Origin of the sequence: Paracrocinitomix mangrovi, assembly GCF_019740355.2 — a bacterium.
GTDB lineage: Bacteria > Bacteroidota > Bacteroidia > Flavobacteriales_D > Crocinitomicaceae > Paracrocinitomix > Paracrocinitomix mangrovi.
The window spans coordinates 738,730-754,577 of the sequence record NZ_CP091819.1 but is presented as its reverse complement, the minus strand read 5'-3'; the positions used below and the strand labels follow the sequence as shown (position 1 = coordinate 754,577).

The following is a 15,848-nucleotide window of genomic DNA, read 5'->3' as shown; positions in this document are numbered from 1 at the left end:
TAAACTCTTTTCAATTATTTCAGGTAGGATAATTACTTTTGTTTTCGGTTTTAAGAACGTACTTAAGCGAACTTAAATCGAGCTCTACAAATGGACAAGCGAACAATCTTAAATAGCAAACATGTTGAGATTACTCTAAGACGCTTGGCTAGTCAATTGAAAGAAAATCACGGAGATTTTGAAAACACGGTATTAATAGGATTACAGCCTAGAGGTATTCATGTGTTGGAGAGATTAAAAAATATCCTTGAAACAGACTTAGGTAAAGAACTTACCTGCGGACAATTGGATATTACCTTCTATAGAGATGACTTTAGACGTAGAGAACAACCATTAATTCCTTCTGTAACCAATATTGACTTCATCATTGAAGATAAACGTGTTGTTTTAATTGATGATGTGTTATATACAGGTAGAAGTATTCGTTCTGGATTAGATGCATTGTTAGCATTTGGACGTCCTAAGGATGTTGAATTAATGGTATTGATCGATAGATTGTTTGAAAGACATTTACCTATTCAACCGCATTACACAGGTAAACAGGTGAATACTTTGAGTTCGCAAGTTGTTAAAGTTGAGTGGGAGGAACAAGATGGGGCAGACGAAGTAATTTTATGCACAGTAGATGAATAAGAATGGATAATTTAAGCGTAGATCATTTAATTGGAATCAAAGATCTTCAACCTTCAGATATTGAGTTGATCTTTAAAACAGCTGATAGCTTTAAACAAGTTATTAATAGGCCCATTAAAAAAGTTCCTTCGCTAAGAGACATTACCATTGCCAACTTATTCTTTGAAAATTCTACCAGAACCAGACTTTCTTTTGAATTAGCAGAAAAGAGATTATCTGCAGATGTAATCAATTTCTCGGCTGCCAGTAGCTCTGTTAAAAAAGGAGAAACATTGATTGATACAGTCAATAATATCCTGGCCATGAAAGTTGATTTGGTGGTAATGAGACATCCTAATCCTGGAGCAGCCAAATTTTTATCTGAAAGAGTAAATGCGCGTATTGTAAATGCCGGAGACGGAACGCATGAACATCCTACTCAGGCACTTTTAGATGCTTACTCAATAAGAGAAAAACACGGAGGCGATTTTAAGGGAAGAAAGGTTGTAATTGTAGGAGATATTTCTCATTCTCGTGTGGCTTTATCTAATATTTACTGCTTGCAAAAATTAGGAGCAGAAGTAATGGTGTGCGGACCAACAACTTTGATCCCAAAATACATTGATAAGTTGGGAGTAAAAGTAGAACACAACTTAAGAAAAGCACTTGAATGGTGTGATGTGGCTAACATGTTGCGAATTCAGTTAGAAAGACAAGATATTAAGTACTTCCCTTCTTTAAGAGAATATACCATGCTTTACGGATTGGATAAGCAATTGCTAAATAGTCTTGATAAAGAAATTACAGTGATGCATCCAGGGCCCATTAATAGAGGAGTTGAAATTTCTTCGGATGTTGCAGATTCTGATCAATCCATAATTCTTCAACAGGTTGAAAATGGTGTAGCTGTGCGTATGGCTATTATCTATCTATTGGCCTCAAAAATTGGTAGGTAATTTCCGATTTTAATAATTCTTCAAACAATTCATTTTGTTTGTTTGGCCTTATAAATTCTGACTTTGTTGGGAAATCAACTAAAGATTGTTCTTAATTCGTTTAAAAACGTATTTTTCAATTCAAAATTTATTTTAAATTTGATCTAAACAACAGACCTATGAATTTTTCGAAGGAAGAAAAAGACAACTACACAATTGTAACCTCTAACGTTGAAAAACTTGACTCTACAAATGCTCCTGAGCTTAAATCTGAGTTAGTTTTAATCAACAAAAATTCGGTGAACAATATCGTGTTAGATATGTCGCAATCTAGATATTGTGATTCTTCCGGGCTAAGTGCAATTCTAATCGGAAATAGATTGTGCAAAGATTCAGGAGGAAAATTTGTTATTTCAGGTTTACAACCAAATGTGATGAAATTGGTTGAAATATCTCAATTGAATTCTGTTTTAAACATTGAAGATTCACTATCAGATGCTGAATCTACAATGAATTCATAATTCTACATGTCATATAAAAAAGTTGATCAGCAGGATATTAAGTATTTCACTGATTTACTTTCTTCCCAAAACATCAAATTAGATGCCGAGCAAATTGCTCAGTATGCCCATGATGAAACTGAAGATTTGGTTTTTTCACCGGATATTGTTTTAGTTCCTCAAAATACTGTGCATCTAGCTGCCATTTTAAAATATTGTAACGAGCAAACTATTGCTGTAACGCCACAAGGTTCAAGAACAGGTTTGTCAGGTGGTGCCTTGCCATTGTTTGGAGGTGTTGCCTTATCCTTAGAAAAGTTTAATAAAATACTTCAGATTGATGAGAAAAATGGGCAAGTAACTGTTGAGCCGGCTGTGATTACTCAGGTGTTGCAGGAGGCAGTTGCTGAAAAAGGCCTGTTTTATCCACCAGATCCTGCTAGCAAAGGATCATGCAGTATTGGCGGGAATTTAGCGGAGAATTCAGGTGGACCAAAAGCTGTGAAGTACGGCGTTACCAATGAGTATGTTTTAAATCTTGAAGTAGTATTGGCGAATGGTGATATTATTTGGACAGGAGCTAATGTGTTAAAAAATGCTACTGGATATAATTTGACTCAATTGGTTGTAGGATCTGAAGGAACCCTGGCAGTTATTACAAAAGCCGTTCTAAAATTGATTCCGCATCCACAAAAGAATATGCTGATGTTGGTTCCTTTTAAAAGTGCTGAAGAAGCTTGTGAAGCCGTTGCAGCCATTTTTAGAAAAGGTTTAACACCAAGTGGGATGGAGTTTATGGAGCGAGATGCATTGCTTTGGACGAAAGACTTTATTGGTGATGATTCTATTGTAATTCAGGATGACATACAAGCACATTTATTAATTGAAGTGGACGGAAATGTTGAGGAGGTTTTAATGAATGAATGTGAACAGATAATGGAAGTAGTTGAAGCTTTTGATGTTGGTGAAATTTTATTTGCAGATTCACAGGCTCAGAAAGATAAACTATGGAATTTAAGACGTAAAGTAGGGGAGGCTGTCAAATCTCAATCTATTTATAAAGAAGAAGACACTGTTGTACCTAGATATGAATTGCCAAAACTATTGAAAGGGGTAAAGGATATCGGAAATCAATATGGATTTCATTCTGTTTGCTATGGTCATGCAGGAGACGGTAATTTGCATATCAACATCATCAAAGGGGATATGAGTGATGATAAGTGGGACAATGAGTTGAGTACAGCTATCAGAGAAATTTTTGAGCTGACTGTGAGTCTTGGAGGAACCATCTCGGGTGAACACGGCATTGGTCATGTACAAAAAAATTACATGGATATTCCTTTTGGTAAAACAGAGCTCAATTTAATGAAAGGCATTAAAGACGTTTTTGATCCTAAAGGTATCCTAAATCCGGGTAAAATATTTCCAGATTAAGCACCCTTCTAAATTCTCATTCTCATTCTCTCTCTCATTCTCATTCTCTCTCTCATTCTCTTGCCTCATTCTCAATTCTCATTCTGTTACCTGTATTATGGCATAAAAAAATCCCACCAATTTGGCAGGATTTCCTTTATATAATATTGTAATCTGATTTATTCGTCAAAACATTCAACACCTGGGTGTTGTGCTGGATCAAATTCAAATATTTGATCAGGCATTTCAACATCTCTTTCCATTTCAACCAACTTATATTTCATGTTAGTTCCATCTTTACCTTTTAAGTAAACATATACCACCTCGTTTGAATTTTTATTGATCAATAATTTAACGGTGTGGAACTTACTTTCTTTAGGGTTTGTAGGATATAAGAAGATTACATGACACTGCTCTCCTGCATATTCTTGCTCTCCATCATATTTCTTTTTGTATCCTTTTTCCCAAATAGTTAAAAGTTCTTCAGGTGACATCATGTCTTCTTCCTGATCTTCTACTTTTGATTTGTAACACTCATTATCTTCTTTCAAATAAGTAGTAATATTTACTCCATCACAAAATACTTCTTGATCAGTAATATCAAGGTGATATTTATCGCCTTTAATTTTAATTACTCCTTTTTGTGAAATAGGATCTTCATCTGGAGTTGTAATAGTTACTCCGAACTTAATTTTTAAGGTTTTATACCCTTCCATTTTCTCTGAAGCCTTCTTTAATACTTCATTAGCTTTGGCATCATCTTGCGCAATCCCTGCAAAAGTGAATAAAAATAATGCTGCTATAATGCTTATGGTTTGTTTCATACTTGTAGTTTAATTAGACAAATATCTAAAATTGTGCCAAGAATTATTTCAAATCTGCCAAGAAAAGTTCTAATGAAGGCAAATCTGTAATTAATACTTCTCTGGCTTTACTTCCTTTAAATGGCCCAATAATTCCGGCAGCTTCCATTTGATCAATGATTCTACCTGCCCTGTTATATCCAATACTTAATTTTCTTTGTAATAATGATGCTGATCCTTGTTGGTGTGTAACTAATATTCTGGCGGCTTCATCAAATAAATCGTCTCTGTCATCTAGATTTACATCCGGACCTTCTTGTTCTTCACCGACATATTCAGGTAACATCATAGCTTCAGGATAAGCCCTTTGATCACCAATGTATTCACAAATAGCTTCTACTTCTGGTGTATCTACGAATGCACATTGTAAACGAGTAATGTCATTTCCAAATGAGATTAACATGTCACCGCGTCCTATCAATTGATCTGCTCCTCCTGCATCCAATATAGTTCTAGAGTCTATTTTTGATGATACTCTAAAAGCAATACGCGCAGGGAAGTTTGCTTTGATCATACCCGTAATCACATTTACGGATGGTCTTTGTGTAGCAACAATTAAATGAATTCCAATGGCACGCGCTAACTGTGCCAATCTGGCAATAGGATGCTCAATTTCTTTCCCGGCTGTCATGATTAAGTCTGCAAACTCATCAATTACAACAACTATATATGGCAGATATCTGTGTCCATTTTCAGGATTCAATTTTCTTTGAGAGAATTTTTTATTGTACTCTTTAATATTACGTACATGTGCATTTTTCAATAAATCATAACGCTCATCCATCTCAATACAAAGTGAATTCATTGTATTTACCACTTTGCTTGTATCCGTAATAATTGCTTCTTCAGAGTCAGGTAACTTTGCTAAGAAGTGACGCTCAATTTTATTATATAGTGTAAGCTCAACTTTTTTAGGATCTACTAAAACAAACTTAATTTGTGCAGGATGCTTTTTATATAATAAGGAAACAAGAATAGCATTAATTCCTACAGATTTCCCTTGACCTGTTGCTCCAGCTGCTAATAGGTGAGGAGCTTTTGCTAAATCAAAAATGAAAGTTTCATTAGAAATGGTTTTTCCCAGTACAATAGGTAAAGCCATATCAGTGTTTTGAAATTTCTCTGACGCTATCATTGATCGCATAGATACAACCTGAGCTGTAGAATTTGGAACTTCTATACCGATAGTACCTTTCCCTGGAATTGGAGCTATAATTCTAATTCCATTTGCGGCAAGGCTAAGTGCGATATCGTCAGATAAGTTTTTGATTTTTGAAATTCTCACACCCGGAGCAGGGACTATTTCATATAAAGTAACGGTTGGTCCAACTGTAGCTTTGATTTTAGAGATTTCGATTTTATAATGGCCAAGGGCTTCAACAATTCTATTTTTATTTTCTTCTAGTTCTTCCTTGTTGATGTTTAAATTACCGCTTCCATGTTTTTCCAGTAAGTCTATAGTTGGCAATTTATATGAAGATAAATCTAGCTTTTCATCATATTCTCCAAACTCTTCTAGTTTTTTGTTGATGTCTTTATCACTTACTTCAGTTTCTGCAGCCGCTACTTCTACTTCAAAATTTTCATCTGAATCATCTTCATCAACTTCTGTATCATTAGATTCTTCTTCGTCTATTTCATTTTCAATCTCCAACTCTTCAGATTCATCTTCATTTATAGTGATCTCCAATTCTTCATCTTCACCTTCATCTTTACCTTCATCTTCACCAAATGTTATTTCTTCAGATATAAGATCCTGTTCAATTTGGTCATCCTTAATAGTGTTTACAACCTTAATATCTAAATCACCTGTTCCTTCATGTTCTACAGCTTCGGTTTCGCTTTTTTGTTTCTCTGGGAATAATTTGCTCCACAATTTTCTAAAATCAGGGTTGAACATTAATACCACAGTCACAAATAATAAAACTGCTAAAAACATAAAAGCGCCAAATACGCCTAGAGTAGCTTTTAGCCATGCATTAAATTCAAAACCAAAAGCTCCTCCATAAGGGAAACTATGTCCGGTAGTGATAAAACCTAAACAAAGAGATATTACAACTATACCTATTATAGAGTGTCCAACTGTTCTGCCAATTGGCAAAATCTTTACTCTGAATAATAGGAATAACCCAAGGGTAATAAACATGAGTGGAAATAAGAATGAAGATATTCCAAACCAATCATAAATAAACTTGTGAGAAATCCATGCACCAAGCTTCCCCAGATGGTTGGCTATTTCAATTCCTTCAGAATCACCAAAAATGAATTCACCAAAACTTTTATTAATTACGAGATTTTGATCAAGCTTCCATGTAAACAAATAAGAAATAAAAGCCAGAATTTGGTATAGGGCAAATAAGGACAATATGGATCCTACAGTAAGATTTAATCTTCTGTTTTTCTCATCAAACAGATCTTGTATAGGTTTTAATAAATTGACTTTGCTAGTATTCTTTTGCTTTGTCTTTTTGTTAGATGACTTTTTGTTGCTTTTTTTCTCAGTTTTTCTACTGGGTTCTTTAGTCTCTAATTTTTCAACCTTTACTTCTGCTTCTTGTTCTATGTACTCGTTCCCTTCTTTATTTGACATGCATTATATGGTATTGTAACCAAAATTACCCATTTAGGTAACGGTATTTACCATTATTAAAAGTGTTATTCAACATATAGATGTTAGTTTAGTTGGAGGCGGATTATATTTTTTCTATCTTAGATGTCCCGTTTTGTAAAAATATTTTACTGTGAATGAGGTGATTAAAAATTAATTCAAATTTTTTTCAAAAAAGATTTGGATTTAAAAGAATAACCACCGTATCTTTGCGGCCGCATTTGAGCGAAACGTTATTTGAAAAGGTGGACAAAAAAATAAATTAAAAAAACTTGAAAAAAAGTTTGGTAATGAAAAAAGTTGTCTATCTTTGCGCTCCCGTTTTGGTAAGACGATATCAAAAAGTCGGGAAAAATTGAGGGAGATAGAGGAGATAAGCTGGATACTGATGAGTGTTTAGTACAAAAGAAAGAGTTCTTTGAGGAATTGAAAAGATAAGGAATAGCAAAGTCAAGAATTAAGACCCTGCAGTCAATTGGAAATTATATTTAAACTTTTTATACAACGGAGAGTTTGATCCTGGCTCAGGATGAACGCTAGCGGCAGGCCTAACACATGCAAGTCGAGGGGTAACAGGAAAAAGCTTGCTTTTTTGCTGACGACCGGCGCACGGGTGCGTAACGCGTATACAATTTGCCCTGTACTGGAGGATAGCCCGGAGAAATTCGGATTAATACTCCATAGTATTATGAATTCGCATGTTTTCATAATTAAAGTTTCGGCGGTACAGGATGAGTATGCGTCCTATTAGCTAGTTGGTGAGGTAACGGCTCACCAAGGCGACGATAGGTAGGGGGCCTGAGAGGGTTGTCCCCCACACTGGTACTGAGACACGGACCAGACTCCTACGGGAGGCAGCAGTGAGGAATATTGGTCAATGGAGGCAACTCTGAACCAGCCATGCCGCGTGAAGGAAGAATGTCCTACGGATTGTAAACTTCTTTTATTTGGGAAGAAACCCCTCTACGTGTAGAGGGCTGACGGTACCAAACGAATAAGGACCGGCTAACTCCGTGCCAGCAGCCGCGGTAATACGGAGGGTCCAAGCGTTATCCGGAATCATTGGGTTTAAAGGGTTCGCAGGCGGCCTATTAAGTCAGTGGTGAAATCCCATAGCTCAACTATGGAACTGCCATTGATACTGATAGGCTTGAATTTAGTTGGAGTAGGCGGAATGTGTAGTGTAGCGGTGAAATGCTTAGATATTACACAGAACACCGATAGCGAAGGCAGCTTACTAAACTAACATTGACGCTCATGAACGAAAGCGTGGGGAGCGAACAGGATTAGATACCCTGGTAGTCCACGCCGTAAACGATGATTACTCGATATTGGCGATACACAGTCAGTGTCTAAGCGAAAGTGATAAGTAATCCACCTGGGGAGTACGTTGGCAACAATGAAACTCAAAGGAATTGACGGGGGCCCGCACAAGCGGTGGAGCATGTGGTTTAATTCGATGATACGCGAGGAACCTTACCAGGGCTTAAATGTAGTCTGACAGATTTGGAAACAGATTTTTCTTCGGACAGATTACAAGGTGCTGCATGGCTGTCGTCAGCTCGTGCCGTGAGGTGTTGGGTTAAGTCCCGCAACGAGCGCAACCCCTATTCTTAGTTACCAGCATTTCGGATGGGGACTCTAAGAAAACTGCCGGCGCAAGCCGCGAGGAAGGTGGGGACGACGTCAAGTCATCACGGCCCTTACGTCCTGGGCCACACACGTGCTACAATGGCGAGTACAGAGGGCAGCTACATAGTGATATGATGCAAATCTCAAAAACTCGTCTCAGTTCGGATCGAAGTCTGCAACTCGACTTCGTGAAGCTGGAATCGCTAGTAATCGCGCATCAGCCATGGCGCGGTGAATACGTTCCCGGGCCTTGTACACACCGCCCGTCAAACCATGGAAGCTGGGAGTGCCTGAAGTCTGTAACCGTAAGGAGCGGCCTAGGGTAAAACTAGTAACTGGGGTTAAGTCGTAACAAGGTAGCCGTACCGGAAGGTGCGGCTGGAACACCTCCTTTCTAGAGAGGCTGTCACTCTTAATTTGAGTACTAGCTATTTCTTTTATCTTTTCGATATTATTAAATTTTTGCCCTCCCGTTAATATAGAGGGAGAGTGAAAAGTGAAGCAAGCGGGATGATCGAAAATAGAGAGTCCTGTAGCTCAGTTGGTTAGAGCGCTACACTGATAATGTAGAGGTCCGCAGTTCAAATCTGCGCAGGACTACAAATTAGGGGAATTAGCTCAGCTGGCTAGAGCGCCTGCCTTGCACGCAGGAGGTCACCGGTTCGACTCCGGTATTCTCCACGAAGACGATGAAATTCTTAGACATGAGTCAGCCGACTTTAGAAAAACATGTTTAAGGGTTGAGTTTTAAAGTTCATTGAAATATTGAGTATTGATTGAAGTAGTGAGTAACAAGATTAATAAGTTACTAAGAGCATATGGTGGATGCCTAGGCTCTCAGAGGCGATGAAAGACGTGATAAGCTGCGATAAGCTACGGTGAGGTGCAAATAACTTTTGACCCGTAGATTTCTGAATGGGGCAACCTAGTACATTGAAGATATTATCCTGTAAAGGAGGCGAACCCGGGGAACTGAAACATCTAAGTACCCGGAGGAAGAGAAAACAATAGTGATTTCCAGAGTAGTGGCGAGCGAAATGGAAAAAGCCCAAACCAAAGTTGTTTCGGCAATTTTGGGGTTGTAGGACTAAAGATGGACTTAGAACGCATAAAAGAATTTATCTGGAAAGTTAAACCGCAGAGGGTGAAAGTCCCGTATTTGAAATGAGTTTTATACCTGTTAGTATCCTGAGTAGGGCGGGACATGTGAAATCCTGTCTGAATCAACCGGAACCATCCGGTAAGGCTAAATACTCCTGAGAGACCGATAGTGAACAAGTACCGTGAGGGAAAGGTGAAAAGTACCCTGAATAAGGGAGTGAAAGAGAACCTGAAACCATATGCTTACAAGCGGTCGGAGCCTACGGGTGACGGCGTGCCTTTTGCATAATGAGCCTACGAGTTACTCCTCGTTAGCAAGGTTAAGTATTTAAGATACGTAGCCGAAGCGAAAGCAAGTCTGAATAGGGCGATTAGTTAGCGGGGGTAGACGCGAAACCGTGTGATCTACCCATGATCAGGTTGAAGCCCCGGTAAAACGGGGTGGAGGACCGAACCAGTTCACGTTGAAAAGTGTTTGGATGAATTGTGGGTAGGGGTGAAAGGCCAATCAAACTCGGAAATAGCTCGTACTCCCCGAAATGCATTTAGGTGCAGCGTTGAGTATAGTGTCATAGAGGTAGAGCTACTGATAGGGCTAGGGGGCTTCACCGCCTACCAAACCCTGACAAACTCCGAATGCTATGACATGATTCTCAGCAGTGAGGGCATGGGTGCTAAGGTCCATGTCCGAGAGGGAAAGAACCCAGACCATCAGCTAAGGTCCCCAAATATATACTAAGTTGTTTTAACGTTGTGTGATTACTTTGACAGCTAGGATGTTGGCTTGGAAGCAGCCATTCATTTAAAGAGTGCGTAACAGCTCACTAGTCGAGTGATCGTGCGTGGATAATAATCGGGCATAAGTATATTACCGAAGCTATGGATTTATGGTAGGGGAGCATTCTGTACTGCGTTGAATGTGTACTGTGAGGTATGCTGGAGTGTACAGAAAAGCAAATGTAGGCATAAGTAACGATAAAGCGGGCGAGAAACCCGCTCACCAATAGACTAAGGTTTCCTCAGCTATGCTAATCAGCTGAGGGTTAGTCGGGACCTAAGGTTAATCCGAAAGGAGATACCGATGGCAAACAGGTTAATATTCCTGTACCAGTTAATATTGTGATGGGGTGACGGAGAAGTGACCGGTCTGCGAACTGACGGAAGTGTTCGTTGAAGGGTGTAGACGTTGATTCAGTAGGCAAATCCGCTGATGAGTTGAACCTGATAGTACCGAGCGTCTTTAGACAATCGGATAATGACCCTAATCATGCTCCCAAGAAAAACCTCTAAACTTCAGATATTAACTGCTCGTACCCTAAACCGACACAGGTAGTCAAGATGAGAAATCTAAGGTGCTCGAGTGATTCATGGCTAAGGAACTAGGCAAAATGGTCTCGTAACTTCGGGAGAAGAGACGCTCTACTCCGGTAGAGCCGCAGTGAATAGGCCCAGGCGACTGTTTATCAAAAACACAGGACTCTGCGAAATTGAAAGATGAAGTATAGGGTCTGACACCTGCCCGGTGCCGGAAGGTTAAGAGGAGATGTTATCTTCGGAGAAGCATTGAATTGAAGCCCCGGTAAACGGCGGCCGTAACTATAACGGTCCTAAGGTAGCGAAATTCCTTGTCGGGTAAGTTCCGACCTGCACGAATGGTGTAACGATCTGGGCACTGTCTCAGCCATGAGCTCGGTGAAATTGTAGTATCGGTGAAGATGCCGATTACCCGCAACGGGACGGAAAGACCCCGTGAACCTTTACTATAGCTTCACATTGCTATTGGATAATTCATGTGTAGGATAGGTGGGAGACTTTGATCTTGCTTCGCCAGGAGTAAGTTAGTCGTTGTTGAAATACCACCCTTGGATTATTCGATACCTAATCCCTCATAGAGGGAGACATTGTGTGGTGGGTAGTTTGACTGGGGTGGTCGCCTCCAAAAGAGTAACGGAGGCTTCTAAAGGTACCCTCAGCACGCTTGGTAACCGTGCGTAGAGTATAATGGCATAAGGGTGCTTGACTGGGAGACTTACAAGTCGATCAGGTACGAAAGTAGAGCATAGTGATCCGGTAGTTCCGTATGGAAGGGCTATCGCTCAAAGGATAAAAGGTACTCCGGGGATAACAGGCTGATCACTCCCAAGAGCTCATATCGACGGAGTGGTTTGGCACCTCGATGTCGGCTCGTCACATCCTGGGGCTGGAGAAGGTCCCAAGGGTTGGGCTGTTCGCCCATTAAAGTGGCACGCGAGCTGGGTTCAGAACGTCGTGAGACAGTTCGGTCCCTATCTGTTGTGGGCGTTAGATATTTGAGAGGACCTACCTCTAGTACGAGAGGACCGGGGTGGACGAACCTCTGGTGTACCTGTTGTGGCGCCAGCTGCATTGCAGGGTAGCTATGTTCGGATGAGATAAGCGCTGAAAGCATCTAAGCACGAAACTCGCCTCAAGATGAGATATCTTTTAAGGGTCGTTGAAGACGACGACGTTGATAGGTCACAGGTGTAAAGATGGTGACATCAAAGCCGAGTGATACTAATTACCCGTAGACTTATAATCACAAGTAACTCACTACTTCAACATAACTCAATGTTTATTTTTAGACATTAGTTGTTAGATACTACACGCTAGAATTTTAGCGTTTATGACTAACCAAAGACATTTATGTGCCAATTTGGTACGACGATTTTCGGTGTCTATGGCGGTCGGGTCCACCTCTTACCATTCCGAACAGAGAAGTTAAGCCGACTTGCGCAGATGGTACTGCCCTTTTGAGGGTGGGAGAGTATGTGGATGCCACTTTTTTAAGCCTTGTTCCTTTGGAGCAAGGCTTTTTTTGTTTTAGGATGGTGGTGAATTAAGATAAGATAATGGTGAAAGAAGGGATTAATGATAAATAACTTACTAATTAAGTCCCTTCATACTAAGTTGAACTCTTTTGCGATCAAGATCAACTGATAATACTTTCACTTTTACCTGTTGATTTAAAGCAACAATATCCTGAACATTAGAAATGAATTCGTCTGCCAGTTCAGAAATATGAACTAATCCTGACTCTTTAATTCCAACATCAACGAAGGCTCCAAAATTTGTAATGTTATTTACAGTTCCATTTAACTCCATACCAGGAATTAAATCTTCAATACCGGAAATATCATTGTATCTAGCTTCTTTTAGAGGTTCACGAGGATCACGAGTAGGTTTGTTTAATTCGTTCACTACAAAATCAAGTGTAAATTGATCATACTGACCTGTCAGGCTATTGATTTTAGATTCTTCTAGATTTACTTCCTTATTTAGTATAGCATCAATGGACGTTCCATGTAACAATGCAATTTCCTTTACCAATTGATAAGATTCTGGGTGAATGATAGTATTATCCAAAGGATTGGTTCCGTTTTCAATTCGCAAGAAACCAGCTGCTTGTTCAAATGTCTTTTGTCCCATTTTAGGGACTTTTAGTAGGTCTTTTCTTTGCCTGAAGCTACCATTTTCTTCACGGAAAGTGATTATATTTTTAGCCAATACCGGACCTAAACCAGAAACATGTGATAAAATTGGAAAAGAAGCAGTATTTAATTCTACACCAACATGGTTTACACAAAGTTCTACAACTTCATCAAGTTTCTGTTTTAGCAAAGTTTGATTAACGTCATGTTGATATTGTCCAACTCCAATTGATTTTGGATCAATTTTAACTAATTCTGCGAGAGGATCAATAAGTCTTCTTCCAATTGAAATAGCACCTCTAACTGTTACATCTAATTTTGGGAATTCTTCTCTTGCAATTTCTGAAGCTGAATATACACTTGCGCCAGCTTCGTTAATTGAAAAGATTTGAATGCCCGCATTATTGAATGTTCTTCTACATAGTTTTTCTGTTTCCAAACCAGCTGTACCATTACCAATTGCTATTGCCTCAATTTTGTGGCTTTGAATCAGATTTCTTAAAATAGCGACAGCTTCCTGTGTTTGTTTTTGTGGTGGATGAGGAAAAATGGTTCTGTTTTCAAGATAATCACCATTGTTATTAAGTATTGCAACCTTACATCCTGTTCTGTAACCAGGGTCAATTGCCAGTATTCTTTTTCCTCCAAGAGGAGATTGTAGTAAGAGCTGTTTTAGATTTTCTGCAAAAACCTTAATGGATTCTTCATCTGCTAGATCTTTTATTTCTTTTTTAGATTCAGATTCAAATTGAGGTTGCAATAATCTCTTATATGCTTCTTCAAAAGCTAAATTGGCATAGGAATTCTCGGCATACTTTCTACCAACTACTCTTTCAATGTTCTCAATGGCTCTTTCTTTATCTACATCAATAGAAACGTTTAGTATTCCTTCTTTTTCAGCTCTTAAAATTGCTAAAGCACGGTGAGCTTTTACTCTATCAAGCCTTTCAGAATAGTTAAAGTAGTCTTTGTATTTGGCGCCTTCTTCATCTTTACCTTTTTTTAGTTTCGCAGATAAATAGGCATATCTATGGAATTGTTCTCTAATTCGCTCTCGTAATTTATCATCTTCAGAAATCCATTCAGCAAGAATGTTGATAGCACCAGCAATTGCCTCTTTTTCTGTTTTAATTTCTCCACGGACGAATCTCGGTAATTCTTGTTCAATTTTAAAATCAAATTGTTCTTGTTGAATTAAAATTGCAAGTGGCTTAAGGCCCGCTTTTATGGCTTTTTGTCCTTTTGTTTGTTTCTTAGGTTTATAAGGTAAATAGATATCTTCCAATTCATTAAGATCAAAGCAATTTTCAATTTTAGATTTTAATTGATCTGTCAACAATCCCTGTTCATTAATTGTATTTAGAACTGTTTGTTTTCTTTTAGCAAATTCGGTCCAATAAGAATGTCTATCCTTTATTGCAATTAGTTCTACATCCTCTAAATTGCCAGTGGCTTCTTTTCTATATCTCGCAATAAATGGAATTGTAGCTCCTTCTGCCAATAACTCTAATGCTTTTGTTACTCCTTTTGAAGATAAATTAAGTTCTTTACTGATTTGTTGTATAATATCCATGGTAAAAATTAAGGAGAGCGAATTTAAGGAATTGTTTCTTGATTTTTAAGAGGAAATTTAAATTGTATTGCGCAATTTTTGTGGCAGGGATTGAAGCGGCAGCCAGTTTATTGGACAATAAACTGCTATAGTGGAAAGCCCGGTTTGGCTTTGACAAAGCCACCCTAAAAAATAGTATTGAACAATTTTACATTCAAAGGGTTCATATATATTTGCGATATGTGGAGAATAGCATTATTTCTTTTATTCACTTTAATTGCTGTGCCGTTAGTGACATTTTATTACGACGAGCCCTTAAGTGAATTACAATGGGAAACATTGAAAGTATTATTGTTAGTTTATGGACTTGCAGCTGCGTTGACTTTTATTGTAAGCAGTGTTACCAAGAATTATTCACAAGTTGACAAATTGTGGAGCACCATTCCGATTGCTTATGGATGGATTGTAGCACACATGAGTGAATATGAAGATAGAGTAGTGTTAATGGCAGTTTTAATAACGATATGGGGAGTTAGATTGACCTATAATTTTGCACGGAGAGGTGGTTATTCTTGGAAGTTTTGGAGTGGTGAAGAGGATTACAGATGGGCCATATTGAAGTCTAAAAAAGGATTTGAAAAGGAATGGAAATGGCTATTATTTAATTTCTTTTTCATTAGTATGTATCAGATGGGCTTGATTTTGTTAATGACATTGCCTTTGGTGAAAGTGATGGGGAGTGAAATTGGTATTGGATTGTGGGATTACATTGTTTCCGCTTTGTTGATTGCATTTGTAATCATAGAATTTATAGCAGATCAACAACAATTTAACTATCAAGAAGAAAAGTACAAGAGAATTAATGCTGGTGAAGAGTTGAAGGGTAAGTATGCCATTGGATTTACTCATACAGGTTTGTGGGGTTATATGAGACATCCTAATTATATGGGAGAGCAGGCAGTTTGGGTAGTTTTTTATTTGTTCTCCATTATTGCTACCGGACATATTATAAATTGGTCAATAGCAGGAGCTCTATTGTTGGTTTTATTGTTCAAAGGAAGTTCAGATTTTTCAGAAGAGATTTCTGCGAAAAAATATCCAGAATATTTGCGATATCAGAAAGAAGTGGGAAGATTTTTACCAATTAAGGGGAAGTTTAAGACTAAGTATTGATACTAAAAAA

The 15,848-nt window shown here is 38.4% G+C and carries 8 protein-coding genes, 2 tRNA genes and 3 rRNA genes; 10 read left to right on the top strand and 3 right to left on the bottom strand.

The annotated features are described in order from the left end of the window. Positions 1–90: 90 nt before the first annotated feature. The 4 genes from pyrR (at position 91) to K6119_RS03295 (ending at position 3,481) form a co-directional block, all read left to right on the top strand. Positions 91–633: a bifunctional pyr operon transcriptional regulator/uracil phosphoribosyltransferase PyrR gene (pyrR, locus tag K6119_RS03310; protein WP_221835319.1), complete on the top strand. Its 543-nt coding sequence runs from the start codon at positions 91–93 to the stop codon at positions 631–633. A gap of 2 nt (positions 634–635) precedes the next feature. Beyond that, the gene (locus K6119_RS03305; protein ID WP_221835317.1) at positions 636–1,568 is read left to right on the top strand and encodes an aspartate carbamoyltransferase catalytic subunit; all 933 of its coding nucleotides are present in this window, start codon (positions 636–638) and stop codon (positions 1,566–1,568) included. A 158-nt stretch (positions 1,569–1,726) separates the two neighbouring features. Continuing rightward, entirely contained in the window at positions 1,727–2,068 is a 342-nt protein-coding gene (locus K6119_RS03300) for an STAS domain-containing protein (RefSeq protein WP_221835315.1), read from the top strand. Positions 2,069–2,074: 6 nt separating this feature from the next. After that, positions 2,075–3,481 carry an FAD-binding oxidoreductase gene (locus tag K6119_RS03295; protein ID WP_221835313.1) on the top strand — a complete coding sequence of 469 codons (1,407 nt, stop codon included), beginning with the start codon at positions 2,075–2,077 and terminating at the stop codon, positions 3,479–3,481. A 158-nt stretch (positions 3,482–3,639) separates the two neighbouring features. On the opposite strand, the gene lolA1 is transcribed toward K6119_RS03295, so the two are convergent. Next, positions 3,640–4,284, bottom strand: a complete 645-nt coding sequence (lolA1, locus tag K6119_RS03290) for an outer membrane lipoprotein periplasmic chaperone LolA1 (protein ID WP_221835311.1) — start codon at positions 4,282–4,284, stop codon at positions 3,640–3,642. 43 nt (positions 4,285–4,327) lie between these two features. After that, on the bottom strand, positions 4,328–6,913 hold the full coding sequence (locus K6119_RS03285) for an FtsK/SpoIIIE family DNA translocase (protein ID WP_221835309.1): 2,586 nt from the start codon (positions 6,911–6,913) through the stop codon (positions 4,328–4,330). A gap of 519 nt (positions 6,914–7,432) precedes the next feature. Between K6119_RS03285 and K6119_RS03280 the strand changes: the two genes are divergently transcribed. The 5 genes from K6119_RS03280 to rrf all read left to right on the top strand — a co-directional run bounded on the left by K6119_RS03280 (position 7,433) and on the right by rrf (position 12,466). Further along, positions 7,433–8,957: ribosomal RNA gene (locus K6119_RS03280) — 16S ribosomal RNA — on the top strand. Positions 8,958–9,089: 132 nt separating this feature from the next. Further along, positions 9,090–9,163: transfer RNA gene (locus tag K6119_RS03275), tRNA-Ile, on the top strand. A 7-nt stretch (positions 9,164–9,170) separates the two neighbouring features. Continuing rightward, positions 9,171–9,244, top strand: a tRNA-Ala gene (locus K6119_RS03270). 117 nt (positions 9,245–9,361) lie between these two features. After that, positions 9,362–12,223: ribosomal RNA gene (locus K6119_RS03265) — 23S ribosomal RNA — on the top strand. A gap of 129 nt (positions 12,224–12,352) precedes the next feature. Continuing rightward, positions 12,353–12,466 (top strand): 5S ribosomal RNA (gene rrf / locus K6119_RS03260). Together the 16S, 23S and 5S rRNA genes with 2 tRNA genes alongside form the textbook arrangement of a ribosomal RNA operon. Positions 12,467–12,568: 102 nt before the next feature. Here rrf and K6119_RS03255 read toward each other — a convergent pair. After that, on the bottom strand, positions 12,569–14,686 hold the full coding sequence (locus tag K6119_RS03255) for a Tex family protein (RefSeq protein WP_221833745.1): 2,118 nt from the start codon (positions 14,684–14,686) through the stop codon (positions 12,569–12,571). 177 nt (positions 14,687–14,863) lie between these two features. On the opposite strand from K6119_RS03255, the gene K6119_RS03250 reads away from it, so the two are divergent. Continuing rightward, positions 14,864–15,838: a DUF1295 domain-containing protein gene (locus tag K6119_RS03250; protein WP_237828083.1), complete on the top strand. Its 975-nt coding sequence runs from the start codon at positions 14,864–14,866 to the stop codon at positions 15,836–15,838. The last annotated feature ends 10 nt before the right edge of the window (positions 15,839–15,848 follow it).

What these genes read in the sequence shown, in the direction of transcription:
- K6119_RS03255 (WP_221833745.1), bottom strand. Translation starts at nt 14,686, where the DNA reads ATGGATATTATACAACAAATCAGTAAAGAACTTAATTTATCTTCAAAA.
- K6119_RS03285 (WP_221835309.1), bottom strand. Translation starts at nt 6,913, where the DNA reads ATGTCAAATAAAGAAGGGAACGAGTACATAGAACAAGAAGCAGAAGTA.
- pyrR (WP_221835319.1), top strand. Translation starts at nt 91, where the DNA reads ATGGACAAGCGAACAATCTTAAATAGCAAACATGTTGAGATTACTCTA.
- K6119_RS03300 (WP_221835315.1), top strand. Translation starts at nt 1,727, where the DNA reads ATGAATTTTTCGAAGGAAGAAAAAGACAACTACACAATTGTAACCTCT.
- lolA1 (WP_221835311.1), bottom strand. Translation starts at nt 4,284, where the DNA reads ATGAAACAAACCATAAGCATTATAGCAGCATTATTTTTATTCACTTTT.
- K6119_RS03305 (WP_221835317.1), top strand. Translation starts at nt 636, where the DNA reads ATGGATAATTTAAGCGTAGATCATTTAATTGGAATCAAAGATCTTCAA.
- K6119_RS03295 (WP_221835313.1), top strand. Translation starts at nt 2,075, where the DNA reads ATGTCATATAAAAAAGTTGATCAGCAGGATATTAAGTATTTCACTGAT.